The organism is Blastococcus colisei, from assembly GCF_006717095.1.
GTDB lineage: Bacteria > Actinomycetota > Actinomycetes > Mycobacteriales > Geodermatophilaceae > Blastococcus_B > Blastococcus_B colisei.
The window spans coordinates 546,644-564,399 of sequence record NZ_VFQE01000002.1; the positions used below are offsets into that span (position 1 = coordinate 546,644).

A 17,756-nucleotide genomic window follows, 5' to 3' on the forward strand; every position below is an offset into this window, starting at 1 on the left:
ACCAGCCGCCCCACGCCGCCGGTTCCCCACGGTCTTCCGAGCACCATCGGCCTCTGCATCGCCTCGTAAGCAGAAGCCGAGCGTTCGGGCGAGGTGTGCCGCGCACGCTCGGTCTCTGCTTCCAGGGGTAAGCAGAGACCGACTGTCCAGAGCACTACATCCACCGAGACGGGCGGTGTCCACAGACCAGTCCGTGGACCTCTACCGACCACTGGCCGGCCGGATCCTCATGTCCGTGGCGGACGTCTTCGATCTTTGCGGCGTACTGCGCCGCATCCGGCGGATAGCCGACGTCTCACAGCGACAGCTCGCAGCGGCGGCCGGGCTGAGTGTCTCCGCTGTCGCGCACGCCGAGGCGGGCACGCGCGACCTGCCCGTCACGGCGTTGGCTCGCGCCGCCGGTCTCGCTGGGCTGCGGATCGCTCTGCTGGACGACCACGGCGACGAGGTGGGGGGCATGCATCCCGGTGCCGTCCGGGACCGGGGCGGCCGCCGCTTCCCGGCGCACCTCGACACCATGCTGAGCGAGGAACGTAGCTCGCGGTGGGACCACCGGCCGCGTCTGGACCGGCCGACCTACACCTTCGACCGGCGCCGCACGCGGGAGGGCCCCGGGCGCCGCACCACGGGGCGGGCAGACGACCACCTGCTCCCCCAGCCCGGAGATGCGCCGGAGGAGCGCGCCGCCAGACGTCGGGCGGAACAGTGGCGCAGGCGGACGGAGGAGCGCGAGCGTCGCTACCTGGCCGGCGAGGTCGCCGGCCGTGGGGACGTGTTCACCTGCACCTGCCCGCCCCGGTGCGACGAGCTGGACGACCGGAGCGGCCCACCCGTGCACGCCGAGGACTGCCCGTGTTCCTGCGACCTGGCGTGATCCGCTGCTACCGTGGGGGCGTGCGCGGCAGCCTCCTGCTTATGAGCCGCGGCGAGGCCCTCTCCTAGGTCGGCCCCCTCGCCGCGGTGATCTGCCGTGACCGAGTGCGTTCCCGGCGCCTGCTGACCGCCCCACCGGAGCTGAGTCCAGCCCGCGCCAGAGGAGCCCGAGACCGTGAGCACCAACCCGCAGCACCCCCACGTACGCAATCCGCAGCAGCCCTCGCGGATGCCGATCCACCGCTACGCCCCCTTCACCCCCGTGGTGCTGGCCGACCGCACCTGGCCGGAGAAGGTCACGACCGCCGCCCCCCGCTGGTGCGCCGTCGACCTCCGGGACGGCAACCAGGCACTGATCGACCCGATGACGCCCGACCGCAAGCGGCGGATGTTCGAGCTGCTCGTGCGGATGGGCTACAAGGAGATCGAGGTCGGCTTCCCGGCCGCGAGCCAGACCGACTTCGACTTCGTCCGGCAGCTCATCGAGGACGACCTGGTTCCCGACGACGTCACCATCCAGGTGCTGACCCAGGCCCGGGACGAGCTGATCGAGCGCACCTACGAGTCGTTGCGGGGCGCCCGGCAGGCGATCGTGCACCTCTACAACTCGACCAGCACCCTGCAGCGGCGAGTGGTCTTCGGCTCCGACCGCGCCGGGATCGTCGACATCGCCGTCCACGGCGCCCAGATCGTGCGCAAGCTGGCCGAGCAGATGGGGGACACGGAGATCCTCTTCGAGTACTCCCCCGAGTCCTTCACCGGCACCGAGCTCGACTTCGCCGTGGAGGTCTGCGACGCCGTCACCGACGTCTGGGAGCCCACCCCCGACCGGCCGACGATCATCAACCTGCCGGCGACCGTCGAGATGGCCGAGCCGACCGTCTACGCCGACCAGATCGAGTGGATGCACCGCAACCTGGGCCGGCGGAACTCCGTCGTCCTCAGCCTGCACCCGCACAACGACCGCGGCACCGCCGTCGCCGCCGCCGAGCTGGGCTACCGCGCCGGCGCCGACCGCATCGAGGGCTGCCTGTTCGGCAACGGCGAGCGCACCGGCAACGTCGACCTGGTCACCCTCGGCCTCAACCTGTTCAGCCAGGGCATCGACCCGCAGATCGACTTCTCCGACATCGACGAGATCCGCCGCACCGTCGAGTACTGCAACCAGCTGGGCGTGCACGAGCGGCACCCCTACGGCGGCGACCTGGTCTACACCGCCTTCTCCGGTTCCCACCAGGATGCCATCAACAAGGGCTTCAAGGCGCTGGAGGCCGACGCGCAGGTAGCCGGGACGACCGTGGCCGAGATGCCGTGGGCGGTCCCCTACCTGCCGATCGACCCCAAGGACGTCGGCCGTAGCTACGAGGCCGTGATCCGGGTGAACAGCCAGTCGGGCAAGGGCGGCGTCGCCTACATCATGAAGACCGAGAACCACCTGGACCTGCCGCGCCGGCTGCAGATCGAGTTCAGCGCCGTCATCCAGCAACACACCGACGACGAGGGCGGCGAGGTCACCGCCGCGCAGATGTGGGCGGCCTTCAGCAACGAGTACCTGCCGGACCCGGGGGCGCCCTGGGGTCGCTTCTCCCTCGCCGGCCACCGGCACACCGCGCACGGCGACACGGTCGACGAGATGGTCGTCGAGCTGGTCGACGACGGCGTCCCGGTGACGATCGAGGGTCGCGGCAACGGCCCGATCGCGGCGTTCGTCGACGCGCTGAAGAGCCTCGACGTCGACGTCCGCGTCCTGGACTACGCCGAGCACGCCATGTCCGCCGGCGGCGACGCCCAGGCGGCTGCCTATGTGGAGTGCGCAGTCGGCGACCGCGTCCTCTGGGGCGTGGGCATCGACCCCAACATCGTGAGCGCATCGCTGCGGGCGGTCGTCTCGGCGGTCAACCGGGCCCAGCGCTAGAAGTGCAGCGGCGACGGTCACGGCGCGGGAAGATCGCGCCGTGACCGCGCAGCTGATCCCCTACCTCGTCGTCCGCGACGCCCGCGCCGCCATCAACTGGTACGCCGAGGCCTTCGGTGCGCACACCGTCGGCGACCCCTACCTCGACGGCGACCGCATCGGCCACGCCGAGCTCGAGGTGGCCGGCGCGACCCTCTATCTCGCCGACCCCTACCCGGAGTACGGCCTCGACGGGCCGGGAGACGGCAAGCCGCCGGTATCGCTGCACCTCTCGGTGCCCGACGTCGACGCCGCGATGGCCCGCGCCGAGGACGCCGGGGCGACCGTCGAGCGTCCGGCGACCGACGCCCCCTACGGCCGCACCGGCGTGATCGCGGACCCCTACGGCCACCGCTGGCTGCTCCAGAGCGCCCCGACCACCGCCACCCCCGCCCCGAAGCCCGGCGACGCGGTGTACCTGACGCTGCAGGTGCCCGACGGTGCCCGCGCCCGTGACTTCTACGAGGCGGTGCTGGGCTGGTCGCTGAGCCCCGGCCGGGTGGACGACGGCTGGGAGACCCAGGAGCAGACCCCGATGGTCGGGATCGGCGGCGGCAGCAGCGAGCCCGGCACTGTCCCGATGTACGTCGTCGACGACATCGAGGTGGCGGTGGCCGCCGTCCGTACCGCCGGAGGCCGGGCCGGCGAGATAGCGCGGCAGTCCTACGGGCTGTCGGCCCTCTGCCGCGACGACCAGGGCCTGCCGTTCTGGCTCGGTCAGCTGTCCTGAGGCCCCGCCTCCCGGTCCTCCCTGCGGCTCTCGGCGAGCGCCTCGGCCGGCAGCTCCGGCGGCGCGTCGGCCGGCTCGTCGCCGCGGTAGACGCTGTCCCGCACGTCGCCACCGGTGTTCAGCTCGTCGACCAGCAACCGGTCCCGGCGCACGTGTCGGCGGCGGTAGGCGACCCGGCTGATCATGTGCGCGCTCACCGGAGCCGTGAGCATCTGGAACGCCGCCACGAGCAGCAGCATCCAGGTGGCCGACCAGCCCTGGAGCCGGATGGCCGCCCCCACCATGATCAGCAGGACGCCCAGCACCTGGGGCTTGGTCCCGGCGTGCATCCGGGTGAGGACGTCCGGGAAGCGCACCAGGCCCAGGCCCGCCGTGAGGCAGAGGAACGCACCCAGCAGCAGCAGGACGACGGCGATCGCGTCGCCGACGGCGGACATCGCGCTCACGTGTCCGCACCGCCCAACCGGTCGTCGCGGCCCTCGCCCGGCGTCGCGTGCACGAGCATCCCGCCGATGTAGCGGGCGACCGAGACCGAACCGACGAAGGCCAGCAGGGACACGACCACGAGCACGGGGACGACGGTCGGGTCCCGCTCCAGCCCGGCGTAGACGGCCAGCCCCGCCGAGATGATGACGAGCAGCGTGTCGGTGGCCACCACCCGGTCCAGCAGCGACGGCCCGCGGCCCAGCCGGACCAGCGCCAGCAACGCCCCGCCGCCGAGCATCCCGTAGACCAGCCAGTCGACGACGGTCACGGCGTCCTCTGTCCCGCCCCGCGGACCGGCTCCCCGGGCGCGAGACCGAGCGCCGCGACCTCGTCCGCCGTCCCGAAGGCCCGCACGACCCGCTCCTCCTCGGCCAGGACGGACGCCCGCTGCCGCTCGACGTCGTCCTCGTCCCGCACGTGCAGGATGTGCAGCGCGAGAATGCGCCGCTCGCGGTCCAGGTCGAGCACCATCGAGCCGGGCACCAGGGTGACCGACTCGGACAGGATGGTCAGCAGCAGGTCGGAGTCGGTGCGCATCTGCACCCGGATGATCGCGCTCCGGTCGATGCCGCGCGGCCGGATGGTCTGCCAGGCGACGAGGGCACCGGAGCTGACCAGGTCGACGAGGAAGTGACCCAGGAAGACCAGGAGGGCCACGGGGCGGACCCGGGTGCCACCGACCACCGGGGGCAGCGGCAGCAGCCAGGTGACCGCGAGCGCGAGGGCGATGCCACCGAGCAGGTTCGCCCACGACCAGGTGCCCCACAGCAGGTTCCAGACCAGAACCAGCCAGACGAGGAGGGGCAACTGGTGCCGCAACCGGTGCCCGAATCCCGGGGTGACCGCGTCGCCGGTCACGGCAGGTCCTCCCCGCCCAAGACCGCCGAGAGATAGGGGCTCCGGTCCCGGAGATCCCCGGCAGCCCGCTCGGCCACCCCGTACAGCGGCCCGGCCACGGCGGTCAGCCCGACCGTCACCGCCACCATCGCGGCGGCGGACCCGACCATCACCCGCGGCAGCGGTCGCAGCGGCCGCTCCCGCGCGGCCTCGTCGCCGAGTCCGTCCGTGACCGGCGTGGTCGCCGTCGCGACGGCGGTGTGCCGCTCCCAGGCCGCCCGCCGGGCCTCGGCGCGGCCGTCGAGGGCGGCGGCCGGCTCCTTCTCCCCCGCCGGCTGGTGCTGCTCGGCCGGGTCGGGCTCCGGTCCGGGTGAGAGGTCCGGGCCGGCGTCGGCCGCCGCGGCGTCGTCCGTGTCATCGGCCGGGGCCTGGGTCGCGGGCCGCCAGAAGGCCCGGCCCCAGACGCGGGAGATGGCCAGCAGGGTCAGCAGGCTGGTCACGGCTCCGCCGCCCACCAGGACGATCGGCAGCCACCCGCCGTCGGCGATGCCCGCCTGGAGCAGGCCGAGCTTCCCGATGAACCCGGAGAACGGTGGGATCCCCGCCAGGTTCATCGCCGGGACGAAGAACAGGATCGCCAGCAGGGGGGACGCCGTCGCCAGCCCGCCGAGCCGGTCGACGGCGGTCGAGCCGCCCTGTCGCTCGACGAGGCCGGCGACGAGGAACAGCGTCGTCTGGATGGCGATGTGGTGGACGACGTAGAAGATCGCCCCGGCCAGGCCCGCCTGCGAGGCCAGCGAGATGCCGAACACCATGTAACCGATGTGGCTGACCAGCGTGAAGGACAGGATCCGGCGGATGTCGGTCTGCGCGACCGCGCCCAGGATGCCGATCAGCATGGTCGCCAGCGCAGCCCACATCAGCACCTGGTCCAGCACGCCGCCGGGGAACAGCAGCGTCTGCGTGCGGATGATCGCGTAGACGCCGACCTTGGTCAGCAGGCCGGCGAACACCGCGGTGACCGGGGCCGGCGCGGTCGGGTAGCTGTCGGGCAGCCACGCCGACAGGGGGAATACCGCCGCCTTGATGGAGAAGGCGATCAGCAGCATCGACTGGAGCAGCAGCTGGGTGCCCTCGGGGAGCTCCGCCAGGCGCACGGCCAGCTGCGCCATGTTCACCGTGCCGGTGGCGCCGTACACCAGGCCGATCGCGGCGAGGAACAGCAGGGAGCTCAGCAGGCTCACGATGATGTAGGTGATGCCGGCCCGGATGCGCGCCGCCGATCCCCCGAGCGTCAGCAGGACGTAGCTCGCGGTCAGCAGGATCTCGAAGCCGACGTAGAGGTTGAACAGATCGCCGGCCAGGAAGGCGTTGGCCACACCGGCGATCAGCACCAGGAACGTCGGGTGGAAGATCGAGATCGGCGTCTCCTCGTCGCCGTCGGCCGCACCCTGGCCCACGGCGAAGATCAGCACCCCGAGGGCCACGGTCGCGGCGACGACGAGCATCAGCGCCGACAACCGGTCGACGACCAGCACGATGCCCAGCGGCACCGGCCACCCCCCGACGGAGATGGCGTCCGCACCGTCGGCGTCGGCGATCAGCAACAGCGCGACCGACACGGTGAGCACGGCGCCCAGCACCACGATGCTCAGCGTCCGCTGCACCCGCGGGTGCCGGCCGCCGACCAGCAGCGCGGCCGCCGCGCCGAGCAGCGGCAGCAGCACCGGCAGGGGCGTGAGGACGCGGATCACCGGTTTCTCCGCCGGGTCGGCGGGAGGTCGACGTCGTCGGACGGGATGCCGGAGTACTGCCGCGCCAGGCCGCGCTCGACCTCGTTGTCGGCGGCGAAGGTGTCGGCGTGCATGGCCGGCCGGTCGTCGGGCGCCAGGTCGTCGGGATCGATGTCGTCGGCGTCGGTGTCCGACCGGCGGGCGACCCGGCGGTCCTCCTCGTCCACCTCGATCACCTCCTGCCGCACCAGACGCCAGGACCGGTAGATGATCGCCAGCACGAACGCCGCGATGCCGAAGGTGATGACGATCGCGGTCAGGATCAGCGCCTGCGGCAGCGGATCGCTCATCTCCTCCGGCTCGGCGTACCCCAGGATCGGCGCCAGGCCGGCGGGGCCGCCGGCGGACAGCAGCAGCAGGTTGGTCGCGTTGCCCAGGAGCAGGAAGCCCAGCAGCACGCGGGTGAGGCTCCGGTCGAGCAGCAGGTAGACCCCGGCGGCGTACAGGCCGCCGATGATCACCGGCAGGACGACGGTGGGCGTCATCGGGCGATCACCTCTCCGGGCGTGGCGTCGATCGGGTCGTCCTCGTCGGCCTCGCGGTCCAGCTCGGCGCCGAGGCTGCGCAGGATGTCGAGCACCAGCCCCACGACGATGAGGTAGACCCCCATGTCGAAGAACAGCGAGGTGACCAGCTTGACGTCGCCGAGCACCGGCAGCGTGGTCTCCAGGATCGCCGTCTGGAGGACCTCGGCGCCCAGCGCCAGCCCGACGACGCCGGTGCCGCCGGAGAACAGCAGGCCGACGCCGAGCAGCAGGCCGGGATCGACCGGGGCGGCCTCCCCGAGTTCGTAGCGGCCGCCGGCCAGGTAGCGCAGCACCAGCGCCAGTCCCGCGACGAGGCCACCGGCGAAGCCTCCGCCGGGTTCGTTGTGACCGCTGAACAGGAGGAAGACCGAGAAGACCAGGATGGTGTGGAACAGGATCCTGGTGATGACCTCGAGGATCACCGAGCGCCGCTCGGGTCTCAGCGCCGCCGAGGCGGACAGCCACTGGCCGCGGGGCGCCCGCGCGGAGCGGCGCTCCTGCTGCGCCAGCTGCACGGGGTCCAGGCGGTCGACGGCACCGGTCCGCCGGCGCAGGAACACGAGGCTGGCCACCCCCGTGGCGGCGACGACGAGCAACGAGATCTCGCCGAGGGTGTCCCAGGCGCGGATGTCGACCAGGGTGACGTTGACGATGTTCTGCCCGCCGCCGAACTCGTAGGCGGCCTCCGGGTAGTCCACCGAGACCGGCGTCGCGGTGCGCGCGCTCATCGCCACGGCGCCGGCCGCCGCCATCAGGGCCCCCACGGCGACGGCGATCACGCCCCGGCCGGCCCGCTCCCGGGGCCGGTGCCGCTCGGTGATGTCCTTGGGCAGCTTCCGCAGCACCAGCACGAAGACGACCAGGGTCAGCGTCTCGACCAGGAACTGGGTGAGGGCCAGGTCGGGGGCACCGTGCAGGGCGAAGAGCACCGCGAGCGCGTAGCCGGTGACGCCGACGACCAGCACCGCGGACAGCCGCTGGTGGATGCGCAGCGCCAGCCCGGCGGCGATGAGCGCGACCGCGCCGACCAGCGCCTGGATCGGGCTGTCCCACGCCCGCCACTCGCCCGGCCAGGGTGCCCGGAACAGCAGCACCGTTCCGGGGAGGGCCAGCACGACGACCAGGATCGTGCCGAGGTAGGCCGGCAGCGAGCCGCGCTGCGTCGTCCCGGTCACCAGGACGGCCAGGCGGTCGAGGGTCTGCAGGGTGTTCCAGTAGCCCTCGTCCGCGGAGGCGCCGACGGCCAGCCGCCGCTGGGTCCGGAAGACCGCCGTCCGGGCGAGGAAGAGGAGGGCGCCGCCGACCAGGGTGAGAGCCGACAGCAGCAGGGCCGGCTGCAGGCCGTGCCACAGCGCCAGCTTCTCCGCCTCCGGTGCCAGCAGCGGCATGGTGTCGGCGTACCCGGCGACCAGCGGCTCCAGCAGCGGGCTGAACGGCCCGGCCAGCAGGCCGGTGAGGGCCAGCGCCGCGGGGGCGGCGAGGAAGAGCGCCCGCGGCGGGTGGATCAGCTCGGCAGGCTCGGTCGGGTCGAGGCCCGGCTTGCGGGCGAAGGCACCCCAGAGGAAGCGGGCGGTGTAGCCGGCCGTGAGGACCGAGCCGAGCACCAGGCCGACGAGGACGACGACGGCGGCGGTGCGGTCGGGCAGCCCGCCGTCCCACAGCGCGGTGAAAGCCGCCTCCTTGCCGACGAAACCCAGCAGGGGCGGCAGCCCGGCCATGGAGGCCCCTGCCAGCCCACCGATCGCGGCGAGTGCCGGCAGCCGCCGTCCCAGACCGGACAACCTGCGCAGGTCGCGGACTCCGGTCGCGTGGTCGATGACGCCGACGGTGAGGAAGAGCGTGGACTTGAACAGGGCGTGCGCGAGCGTCATCGCCAACCCGGCGGCGGCCAGCTCCCGGCTGCCGCCGCCGACGAGCACCATGAGGAAGCCCAGCTGGCTGACGGTGCCGAACGCCAGGAGGAGCTTCAGGTCGCTCTGCCGCAGGGCCCGGTAGCCGCCGACCAGCATCGTCGCGAGGCCGAGCCCGAGGACCACCGGCCGCCACCCGGGCACCTCGGCGAAACCGGGCGCGAGCCGGGCCACCAGGTAGATGCCCGCCTTCACCATCGCGGCGGCGTGCAGGTAGGCGCTGACCGGTGTCGGCGCCTCCATGGCGGCCGGCAGCCAGAAGTGGAACGGGATCATCGCCGACTTGGTCAGCGCGCCCGCCAGGACGAGCATCGTCCCCGCGACCAGGAGCGGGCCGCTGCCCGGATCGGCGACGACCTCCGACAGCAGGTAGCTGCCGCTGGTCTCGCCCAGCATGATCAGGCCGACCAGCATGGCCAGCCCGCCGGCCGTGGTGAGGATCAGCGCCTGGCTGGCCGCCCGCCGTGCGGCCAGCTTCGTCCCCGCACCGCCGATGAGCAGGAAGGAGAAGACGGTGGTGAGCTCCCAGAACACGTAGAGCATCAGCAGGTCGTCGGCCAGGACCAGGCCCAGCATCGAGCCGGCGAACGCCGTGAGGTTCCCGGCGAACCGGGCGGTTCCCTCGTCGTCGGGCTCGAAGTACCGCGCGCAGTAGACGAGCACCAGGGCGCCCACACCGGTGACCAGCAGCGCGAACGTGAGCGACAGGGCGTCCAGCCGCAGGGCCACGTCGAGGTTCAGCGCCGGCACCCAGGGGACGCTCTCGGTGACCTCTCCACCCCCGGTCACCGCCGCCAGCCGGGTCAGCACCCAGACGAAGCCGGCGGTGGGCACCAGGGCCAGCACGAGGAACGCGTTCCGCCCCCACCACCGCACCCCAACGGGCGCCAGCACGGCGGCCACCAGGTGGAGGAGCAGAACTGCGAGCACGGGTCTCCGGGAGTCAAAAGGGCTCGGGGACGACCACAGACGTCGGGGAGACACCGGCGGCGGTGCTCCCAGATTACCGGTCAGGCGTCAGCGGCCGCCCGGCGTGACCAGCCCGCTCTCGTAGGCGAACGCGACCGCCTGATGATGATCAGGTGACCTGGTCATCAGGGGTCCTCCCTCACGGTCGACGATGAGGGAGGACCCCGAACGGTGAGGGAGGAGGCCGATCCGCCGGGTCAGCCTTCGGCGATCTCGGTGGCGGCCAGCCAGTCGTTCTCGACCTGTTCCTTCTCCGCGTGCACGGCCTTGAGCTCGGCGTCGAGCTCGGCGGCCCTCGTGTAGTCGGTGGCGGCGGCGGCGAGCTGCTCGTGCAGCTTCTTCTCGTCGGCGTCCAGCTTGAGCATCCGCCGCTCCAGCCGGCCCGCCTCCTTCTTCGCCGCCCGCGCCTCGGCCGCCGACACCGCGGGCGCGGCGGTCGAGGGCGCGCCGACGGGCCGGGGCCCGCCGTCGCCCGATGCCGTCGTCAACGGAGCACCGCCCGCGGCGCGACGGCGGAGGTACTCCTCCACCCCGCCGGGCAGCTCGGCCAGGGTGCCGTCGCCGAGCAGCGCGACGACCTTGTCGCAGACCCGGTCGACGAAGTACCTGTCGTGGCTGACGACCAGGACCGTGCCGGGGAAGCTGTCGAGCAGGTCCTCCAGCGCGGTGAGGGTGTCGATGTCCAAGTCGTTGGTCGGCTCGTCGAGCACCAGCACATTCGGCTCGGCCATGAGCAGGCGCAGCAGCTGCAGCCGGCGGCGCTCGCCACCGGAGAGGTCACCGACCGGTGTCCACTGGCGGTTGGCCGCGAAGCCGAACCGCTCGGCCAGCGACGACGCCGAGATCTCCTGGTTGCCGATCCGCGCGATGCGGGCCACGTCCTGCACGGCCTCCAGCACCCGAGCCCGCGGCGGCAGCTCGGTGACGTGCTGGGACAGATAGGCCGGCGCCACGGTCTGGCCGACGACGACCCTGCCGGAGTCGGGCTCCGTCTCCCCGACCAGCAGCTTGAGCAGCGACGTCTTGCCGGCGCCGTTGACGCCGACGATGCCGATCCGGTCGCCGGGGCCGACGTGCCAGGTCAGGTCCTCGAACAGCGTCCGCGACCCGTCGTCGGTGGGGACGGCGTAGTCGACGTCCTCGACGTCGTAGACGGTCTTGCCGAGCCGGCGCGCAGCGAAGCCCTTGAGCGCCATCGAGTCGCGCGCCGGGGGCTCGTCGGCGATCAGCGCCTGCGCGGCCTCGATGCGGAACTTCGGCTTGCTGGTCCGCGCCGGCGGGCCCCGGCGCAGCCAGGCCAGCTCCTTGCGGACCAGGTTGAGCCGGCGCTCCTCGGTGACCGCCGAGATCCGCGCCCGCTCCGCACGCGCCAGCGTGTAGGCGGAGTAGCCGCCGTCGTAGGCGTGCACGCTGCCGTCGGCGACCTCCCACGTCGTGGTGCACACCTCGTCGAGGAACCACCGGTCGTGGGTGACCACGACCATGCCGCCGGCCCGCTGCTTCACGTACTCGGCCAGCCAGGCGACCCCCTCGACGTCGAGGTGGTTGGTGGGCTCGTCGAGGACCAGCAGGTCCAGCGGCCGGATCAGCTGCGCGGCCAGTGCCACCCTGCGTCGCTCGCCACCGGACATGGGGGCGACCGGCGCATCGAGGCCGAGCCGGTCGAGCTCCAGGCCGGTCAGCACCGAGCGGACGGCGGGGTCACCGGCCCACTCGTGCTCGGCGGCGAACATCGACGGCGGCAGGACGACGTCGCGCACCGTCGTCCCCTCGGGCAGGGTGCCGGACTGGTCCAGCACGCCCATCACCAGGTCGCCGCGGAGGGTGACCCGCCCGGAGTCGGGCTCGTCGGCGCCGGTCAGCAGCGACAGGAGCGTGCTCTTGCCGCCGCCGTTGCGGCCGACGACACCGATCCGTTCACCGGCGGCGACGCCGAGGGAGACGTCGTCGAGGATCACGGTCGTGCCGTGTGCCTTGTGCACCCGCTCGAGGTTGACCAGGTTCAGGGGGGCGCTCATCGCCTCCAGTATTACCGGCCCCCTGAACGGGCCCGCCGCGAGCTGGTGACGGGGCTGGAACGGCCGCCCTTCTGGGACCCGCGCCGAGCACGCGAGGCGTGGGGGGAAGGGCGGTCCTTCTTCAGGCGAGACGGGTGACCTCCACCGTCACCGTGTGGCCCTCGCTCCTCGGCCCCGAGAAGAGTCCCTTGAACGGCGGGACGTCGCCGTAGTCGCGCCCCCGGCCGAGGGTGACGTGCCGGGTGCCGATCTCGACGGAGTTGGTCGGGTCGAAGGCGTTCCACCCGCCGTCCCACCACTCCACCCAGGCGTGGCTCTCCCCGGTGACCGGCTGGCCGATCTCGGCGCCGGGAGTCGGGTGCAGGTAGCCGGAGACGTAGCGCGCCGGTAGCCCCAGTGCGCGCAGCAGGCCGACGGTGACGTGCGAGATGTCCTGGCAGACGCCCTGACCCTTGGTCCAGGCCTGCATCGCGTTGGTCTTCACGTTCGTCGACCCGGAGAGGTAGTCCATGTGGTCGCGCACGAACCGGCAGATCAGCGGCCCGGCCTCGTGCGGATGGGTCTCGCCGACCGCCGTCCGCGCCTGGACCACCACGTCGTCGTCCATGGCGGTGAGCGGCGTCGGACTGAGCAGCTCCCCGAACTGCTGCCGCACCTCGCGGGCGCGCAGCCCGCTCCACCCCACCCGGTCGTGGCCGCCGAGCTCGGGCCCGGCCTCCACGATCGACGTCCCGGTGACCACCAGCTCCGCATGCGGGCTGTGCAGGTCGAACGCGGTGACCGTGGACCCCCAGTAGTCACGGTAGGCGTAGGCGGTCGCGACCGGCTCGATCTCGACCTTGGAGCGCAGCGTCGTCTGCCGGTTGCTGCTCTCCGGCGTCAGCCGCGCCTCGTTGTAGCTGGAGCGCACCGGGCCGGTGTAGTGGAAGCGGGTGCGGTGCACGACCTGCAGCCGCCACCGGTGCGCGGCCGGGCGCGCCGCCGTCGTCGGCTCGAACGTCTGCGCCTGCGACATCACCCGGCCTCCTCCGGCACCCACACCTGCGGCGCCTGCTCGGTGAAGAAGCGGTGGGTGACCGCGGCGCTGGCCGCCGAGCAGGTGCGCTGGAGCTCCTCCAGCCGCGACGGCAGCTGGGCCAGCAGCTCGGGCGGGCTCATGAACTCCAGCATGGTGCGGGCGCGGCCGACGATCCGGTGCGCCTCACCGGCCACGCCGATGCGGGCGGCGTCGCGGACCGTGGAGCGCTCCAGCTCGGCCAGGCACGACTCCGCCTGCTCCAGCGCCGCGAACACCGAGCGCGGGAACAACCGGTCCAGCAGCAGGAACTCCGCGGCCCGGCTGCTGTTGACCATCCCCCGGTAGGTGCGCAGGTAGGGCTCGTAGGCGCCGGTCGAGCGCAGCACCAGGGTCCAGGACGGCGCCGCGTCCCCGGCCAGGATGCGGGTGGAGATGATCCGGCTGGTCATGTCCACCCGCTCCAGCGAGCGGCCCAGGATGAGGAACAGCCAGCTCTCGTCGCGGCTCATCGTCGCGTCGGCCAGGCCGAACACCATCGCCGACCGCTCGCGGACGAACCGGAACAGCGAGTGCGGGCCGTACCGGCGGGCCATCGTCCGCTGCTGCGGCAGCGCGTTGTGGGTGACGTTGAGCGATTCCCAGATCTCGGCGCTGAGCACCTCGCGCGCGCCGCGGGCGTTCTCCCGCGCGGCCGAGAGCGCGCCGACGATCGAGCTCGGGCTGGCGCGGTCGAACGCGAGGGTGGCCAGCACCCGCTCGGTGTCGGCCTCCGACTCCGGCACCGGCTCACCCATGAGCGCCAGCAGGTTCGCGCAGGCGCGGCGCTCGTCGATCCACGGGTCCTCGACCAGCCGCTGGGTGTGCACGTCGAGGATCCGGGCAGTGTCGTCGGCGCGCTCCACGTACCGGCCGATCCAGAACAGCGACTCGGCGATCCGGCTCAGCACGACGCCCCCCGAGCAGCGTTTATGGCCATAACTGCCCTTCCGGCCGGACGTGCGCCACCCTGCCGGCGGCAGTTATGGCCATAAATGCACCTTGCTGTTGCTGCTGCCCCTGGCCGACGACGGTGTCGTTCAGCGGACCCGGGTCCTGCGCGGGCGGGTCCTCGGGCAGGTCGACGGCGGTGAACTCGATGGTGGTGAGCTCCGGTTCGGGCTCGGCCGTCTGCCGCGGCGGGCTGAGCACCCAGGTGTCCTTCGACCCGCCGCCCTGGCTGGAGTTGACCACCAGCTCTCCCTCGGGCAGCGCCACCCGGGTGAGCCCGCCCGGCAGCACCCACACCGTGGAGCCGTCGTTGATCGCGAACGGCCGCAGGTCCACGTGCCGCGGCGCGATGCGGCCACCGATCAGCGTCGGGCAGGTGGACAGGCCGATCGGCTTCTGGGCGATCCAGTCGCGGGGCCGGGCCCGGACCTTGACCGCGAGGTCGTCCAGGGTCGTCTCGTCCGCGCGCGGGCCGATGACGATGCCCTTGCCGCCGGACCCGTCGACCGGCTTGAGCACCAACTGGTCGAGGGACTCCAGCACCCACTCCACGGTGTCGCGCTCGTCGAGCCGGTAGGTGTCGGCATTGGCCAGCACCGGCTCCTCGCCCAGGTAGTAGCGGATCAGGTCGGGCACCCACGTGTAGAGCAGCTTGTCGTCGGCGACCCCGTTGCCCACGGCGTTGGCGATGGTCACCCGGCCGGCGCGGGCGGCGTTGAGCACGCCGGCGCAGCCGATCACCGAGTCGGGCCGGAAGTGCACCGGGTCGAGGAACTCGTCGTCGATGCGGCGGTAGATGACGTCGACCCGCTGCTGACCGTCCGTCGTCCGCATGCTGACGTGGTTGCCCGCGCAGACCAGGTCGCGGCCCTCCACGAGTTCCACGCCCATCTGGCGGGCCAGCAGGGCGTGCTCGAAGTAGGCGGAGTTGTAGACGCCGGGGGTGAGGACGACGACGGTCGGGTCGGCGACGTTCGACGGCGCGGACGCCTTGAGCGCGGCGAGCAGCCGGCTCGGGTAATCGGCGACCGGCTGGATGCGGTGGTCGGCGAACAGCTCGGGCAGTACCTGGCTCATCGCGGCGCGGTTGGTGATGACGTAGCTGACCCCCGACGGCGAGCGCAGGTTGTCCTCGAGCACCCGGAAGTCGCCGGCCTCGTCGCGCACCAGGTCGATGCCCGAGACGTGCACCCGGACGCCGTTCGGCGGCACCAGCCCGTGCGCCTGCCGGTGGAAGTGCGCGCTGGTGGTCACCACGCTGCGCGGCACCACCCGGTCGGCGAACACCTGACCGGCGCCGTAGACGTCGGCGAGGAATGCCTCCAGCGCGTGCACCCGCTGGGCGACCCCGCGCTCGATGACCGCCCACTCCTCGGCACCGATGACCCGCGGCACGATGTCGAGCGGGAAGGGCTGCTCCTCGCCGGCGTGGGCGAAGGTGACCCCCGCGTCGCGGTAGGTCTGGGAGAGGACGTCGGCCCGGGCGGCCAGTTCCTCGCCGGCCATGGGCTGCAGCGACGCGAACAGCCCCGCGTACGCCGCCCGCGGCTCGCCCGCGCGGGCGAACATCTCGTCCCACTGCTCCCCGAGGGAGTAGCCGTCGAAGAGGTCCGCCATGGGGTCGAACCTAGTGAGGACCTGCCTCCCGCGCGTCGCGAAGCCCTGCGCGTCAGACCGGAGCGGGGTTGCCGGCCGCCACGGCGGCCTCGTCGCGGGTGGAGTGCGGCAGCCACAGGCACGCGACCGCACCGAGCGCCAGGACGGCGGCGATCACCAGCAGCGCGGTCGACACACTGGTCATCGCCGCCAGCCGGGGGACAGCAAGATTGCCGACGACGCCACCGAGGGCCATCGCCAGCGACATCGCCGAGACCGCGGTCGCCCGCACCTCCGCGGGAACCCGCGTGTGCAGCACCGCGCTGAGCAGCGGCCAGCTCGAACCGTGCGCGACGTAGTAGAGCGCGAAGCCGGCCGCGGCGACGAGCAGGAGATCGGGCCCCGCGAACAGGGCCGTCGCCCCGGCACCGAGCACCGAGAGCGCCACGCACGTCGTCCGCGTGGAGCCGCCGAGCAGCCTGCGCAGCGCCGGGGTCGCTATCGCCCCAACCGCCGCCGCGGCGAACGAGATCGCCAGCACCACGCCGTAGACCGCGGCGCCGCCGTCGGCCCCTCCGGCCAGCTCGGCGAACCGCACCGGCCCGAGCAGCTCGCAGCCGACCAGGCCGAGGCCGCCGACGGCGGTGAGCAGGAGGACCAGGCGCATCGGGCCGTCGGTGACCGACAGCCGCACCGCGCCGGCCACCGTGCCCGGCACGGCCCGCAGGCCGGCGCCCAGCGCCGCGGCGACGCGGCCCGCGCGCGGCGGGCGGTCCTCGGTGAGCAGCCGCAGGACGGCCGCCACGAAGACGACGTCGAGGACCGCCGCCGCGACGTAGGGCACGGCGAGCGCGGCGCCGTCCGTCCCGCCGAGCAGGGCGGGGAGGAAGCCGCCGACGACGGCGCCCACCGCCAGGCCGCCGCCGTCGGCGGCGGAGTGCCTGGCCAGCCCGGGCGCGACGTCGCCCCCCGGGTCCAGGGCGTGGACGGTGTCGACGTACCAGGCCTCGACCGGGCCGGAATCCAGCGCGCGGCCGAGCCCGAGCAGCAGCACGCCGGCGAGGAATCCGGCGAAGCTGGTGGCGGTCGCGTAGACCACGCACGAGACCAGGTGCAGCAGGGCTCCGGCGACGACGACCACGCGGCGGCCGAGGACGTCGGCCAGCCCGCCGGTCGGCAGCTCCAGCGCGAGGACGACGAGCCCGTGCACCGTGAACAGCAGACCGATGTCGGCGAGGGAGAGCCCCCGCGCCTGGGCGAGCAGCACGGTGATCGGGGTGGTCAGGCCGACCGGCAGCCACCGCAGTGCGGTGAGGGCGACCAGCCGGCGGGTTGCCGAACGGACCGTCGCCGGCGCGCTCACGACGGCCACTCCTGCACCGGGACCACGGTGCTGAGCACGAAAACCAGTTCGGTGCCCTCGGCGGGGGTGTCCCCCGGATGCGCGTCCAGCCAGCGCATGACGACGGCGTCCAGCTCGTCGGCGAGGGCGCGGGCCTGGTCCGGGCGCAGCTGCAGGGCGTAGTCGCTCATCGAGGCCGCGCCCACCCATGCCGGATCCAGCCGGTTCTTCTGCACGTGCCAGGTGCTCAGCACCCGACCGTGCAGATCGGCCTGGAGGCGCGACATCTCGTCCTGGACCTCCTCGCCCCCCTCCTGCGCGGCGATGCCGGAGCGCTGCCAGCTGGTCATCCGGTGCCGCGCCCGCCACCACCGTTCCCGCGCGCTGCCGCGTCCCTCGTCCTCCTCGACGAAGCCGTAGGCCGCCAGCTGCCGCAGGTGGTAGCTGGTCGAGCCGCTGCTCTCGCCGACCGCCCGGCCGAGCTGGCTCGCCGTCGACGGGCCGTGCAGCCGGAGGTGGCCCAGCAGGCGGTTGCGCAGGGGATGGGCGAGGGCGCGGAGGGCACGCACATCGGTCACCTGGACGGCGGGCTCGATGAACGGTTCAACGGGCACGAGGAGACCGTAGGCTTGCAAAGATTTCTTTGCAAACTGTTCTTTGCATCAAGTGACCCACATCGGCCATCTGGTCGCGTCCGAGGGGAAGACAACCGGGCC

At 72.9% G+C, this 17,756-nt stretch carries 15 protein-coding genes; 3 read left to right on the forward strand and 12 right to left on the reverse strand.

Annotated elements, in window-relative coordinates; translation table 11 throughout:
• Window positions 1-175 precede the first annotated feature (175 nt).
• The 3 genes from FHU33_RS22095 (at window position 176) to FHU33_RS22105 (ending at window position 3,557) form a co-directional block, all read left to right on the forward strand.
• The gene (locus tag FHU33_RS22095; protein WP_142027723.1) at window positions 176-874 is read left to right on the forward strand and encodes a helix-turn-helix domain-containing protein; all 699 of its coding nucleotides are present in this window, start codon (window positions 176-178) and stop codon (window positions 872-874) included.
• A 174-nt stretch (window positions 875-1,048) separates the two neighbouring features.
• Window positions 1,049-2,788, forward strand: a complete 1,740-nt coding sequence (gene leuA / locus FHU33_RS22100; protein WP_246064118.1) for a 2-isopropylmalate synthase — start codon at window positions 1,049-1,051, stop codon at window positions 2,786-2,788.
• 40 nt (window positions 2,789-2,828) lie between these two features.
• Window positions 2,829-3,557: a VOC family protein gene (locus tag FHU33_RS22105; protein ID WP_142027724.1), complete on the forward strand. Its 729-nt coding sequence runs from the start codon at window positions 2,829-2,831 to the stop codon at window positions 3,555-3,557.
• On the opposite strand, the gene mnhG is transcribed toward FHU33_RS22105, so the two are convergent.
• From mnhG to FHU33_RS22165, 12 genes are all read right to left on the reverse strand, one after another.
• The gene (gene mnhG, locus FHU33_RS22110) at window positions 3,545-3,994 is read right to left on the reverse strand and encodes a monovalent cation/H(+) antiporter subunit G (protein WP_170182682.1); all 450 of its coding nucleotides are present in this window, start codon (window positions 3,992-3,994) and stop codon (window positions 3,545-3,547) included. The genes FHU33_RS22105 and mnhG overlap by 13 nt on opposite strands.
• A 5-nt stretch (window positions 3,995-3,999) precedes the next feature.
• Complete coding sequence (locus FHU33_RS22115) at window positions 4,000-4,311, reverse strand: MrpF/PhaF family protein (protein ID WP_142027726.1); 312 nt, start codon at window positions 4,309-4,311, stop codon at window positions 4,000-4,002.
• Window positions 4,308-4,901, reverse strand: coding sequence for a Na+/H+ antiporter subunit E (locus FHU33_RS22120; protein WP_142027727.1), 594 nt, complete (start codon window positions 4,899-4,901; stop codon window positions 4,308-4,310). Before FHU33_RS22120 ends, FHU33_RS22115 begins: the two co-directional genes overlap by 4 nt.
• Window positions 4,898-6,634 (reverse strand): Na+/H+ antiporter subunit D, encoded by a 1,737-nt coding sequence (locus tag FHU33_RS22125; protein WP_211355323.1) that lies wholly within the window; start codon window positions 6,632-6,634, stop codon window positions 4,898-4,900. The genes FHU33_RS22120 and FHU33_RS22125 overlap by 4 nt, the downstream gene beginning before the upstream one ends.
• Window positions 6,631-7,158, reverse strand: a complete 528-nt coding sequence (locus tag FHU33_RS22130) for a Na(+)/H(+) antiporter subunit C (protein WP_142027728.1) — start codon at window positions 7,156-7,158, stop codon at window positions 6,631-6,633. The genes FHU33_RS22125 and FHU33_RS22130 overlap by 4 nt, the downstream gene beginning before the upstream one ends.
• On the reverse strand, window positions 7,155-10,040 hold the full coding sequence (locus FHU33_RS22135) for a Na+/H+ antiporter subunit A (RefSeq protein WP_142027729.1): 2,886 nt from the start codon (window positions 10,038-10,040) through the stop codon (window positions 7,155-7,157). The genes FHU33_RS22130 and FHU33_RS22135 overlap by 4 nt, the downstream gene beginning before the upstream one ends.
• A gap of 236 nt (window positions 10,041-10,276) precedes the next feature.
• Complete coding sequence (locus FHU33_RS22140; RefSeq protein ID WP_142027730.1) at window positions 10,277-12,097, reverse strand: ABC-F family ATP-binding cassette domain-containing protein; 1,821 nt, start codon at window positions 12,095-12,097, stop codon at window positions 10,277-10,279.
• Between the two features lie 121 nt (window positions 12,098-12,218).
• Entirely contained in the window at window positions 12,219-13,112 is an 894-nt protein-coding gene (locus tag FHU33_RS22145) for a transglutaminase family protein (protein ID WP_142027731.1), read from the reverse strand.
• Window positions 13,112-14,062, reverse strand: coding sequence for an alpha-E domain-containing protein (locus FHU33_RS22150; protein ID WP_142027732.1), 951 nt, complete (start codon window positions 14,060-14,062; stop codon window positions 13,112-13,114). The genes FHU33_RS22145 and FHU33_RS22150 overlap by 1 nt, the downstream gene beginning before the upstream one ends.
• 19 nt (window positions 14,063-14,081) lie before the next feature.
• Window positions 14,082-15,719 (reverse strand): circularly permuted type 2 ATP-grasp protein, encoded by a 1,638-nt coding sequence (locus FHU33_RS22155; protein WP_142027733.1) that lies wholly within the window; start codon window positions 15,717-15,719, stop codon window positions 14,082-14,084.
• A gap of 52 nt (window positions 15,720-15,771) precedes the next feature.
• Entirely contained in the window at window positions 15,772-17,061 is a 1,290-nt protein-coding gene (locus FHU33_RS22160; protein WP_170182628.1) for an MFS transporter, read from the reverse strand.
• Window positions 17,058-17,654, reverse strand: coding sequence for a winged helix-turn-helix domain-containing protein (locus FHU33_RS22165; protein ID WP_170182629.1), 597 nt, complete (start codon window positions 17,652-17,654; stop codon window positions 17,058-17,060). Before FHU33_RS22165 ends, FHU33_RS22160 begins: the two co-directional genes overlap by 4 nt.
• Window positions 17,655-17,756 lie beyond the last annotated feature (102 nt).

Coding starts and splice junctions, on each gene's coding strand:
- mnhG (WP_170182682.1), bottom strand. CDS start 3,994: ATGTCCGCCGTCGGCGACGCGATCGCCGTCGTCCTGCTGCTGCTGGGT.
- FHU33_RS22140 (WP_142027730.1), bottom strand. CDS start 12,097: ATGAGCGCCCCCCTGAACCTGGTCAACCTCGAGCGGGTGCACAAGGCA.
- FHU33_RS22145 (WP_142027731.1), bottom strand. CDS start 13,112: ATGTCGCAGGCGCAGACGTTCGAGCCGACGACGGCGGCGCGCCCGGCC.
- FHU33_RS22155 (WP_142027733.1), bottom strand. CDS start 15,719: ATGGCGGACCTCTTCGACGGCTACTCCCTCGGGGAGCAGTGGGACGAG.
- FHU33_RS22130 (WP_142027728.1), bottom strand. CDS start 7,158: ATGACGCCCACCGTCGTCCTGCCGGTGATCATCGGCGGCCTGTACGCC.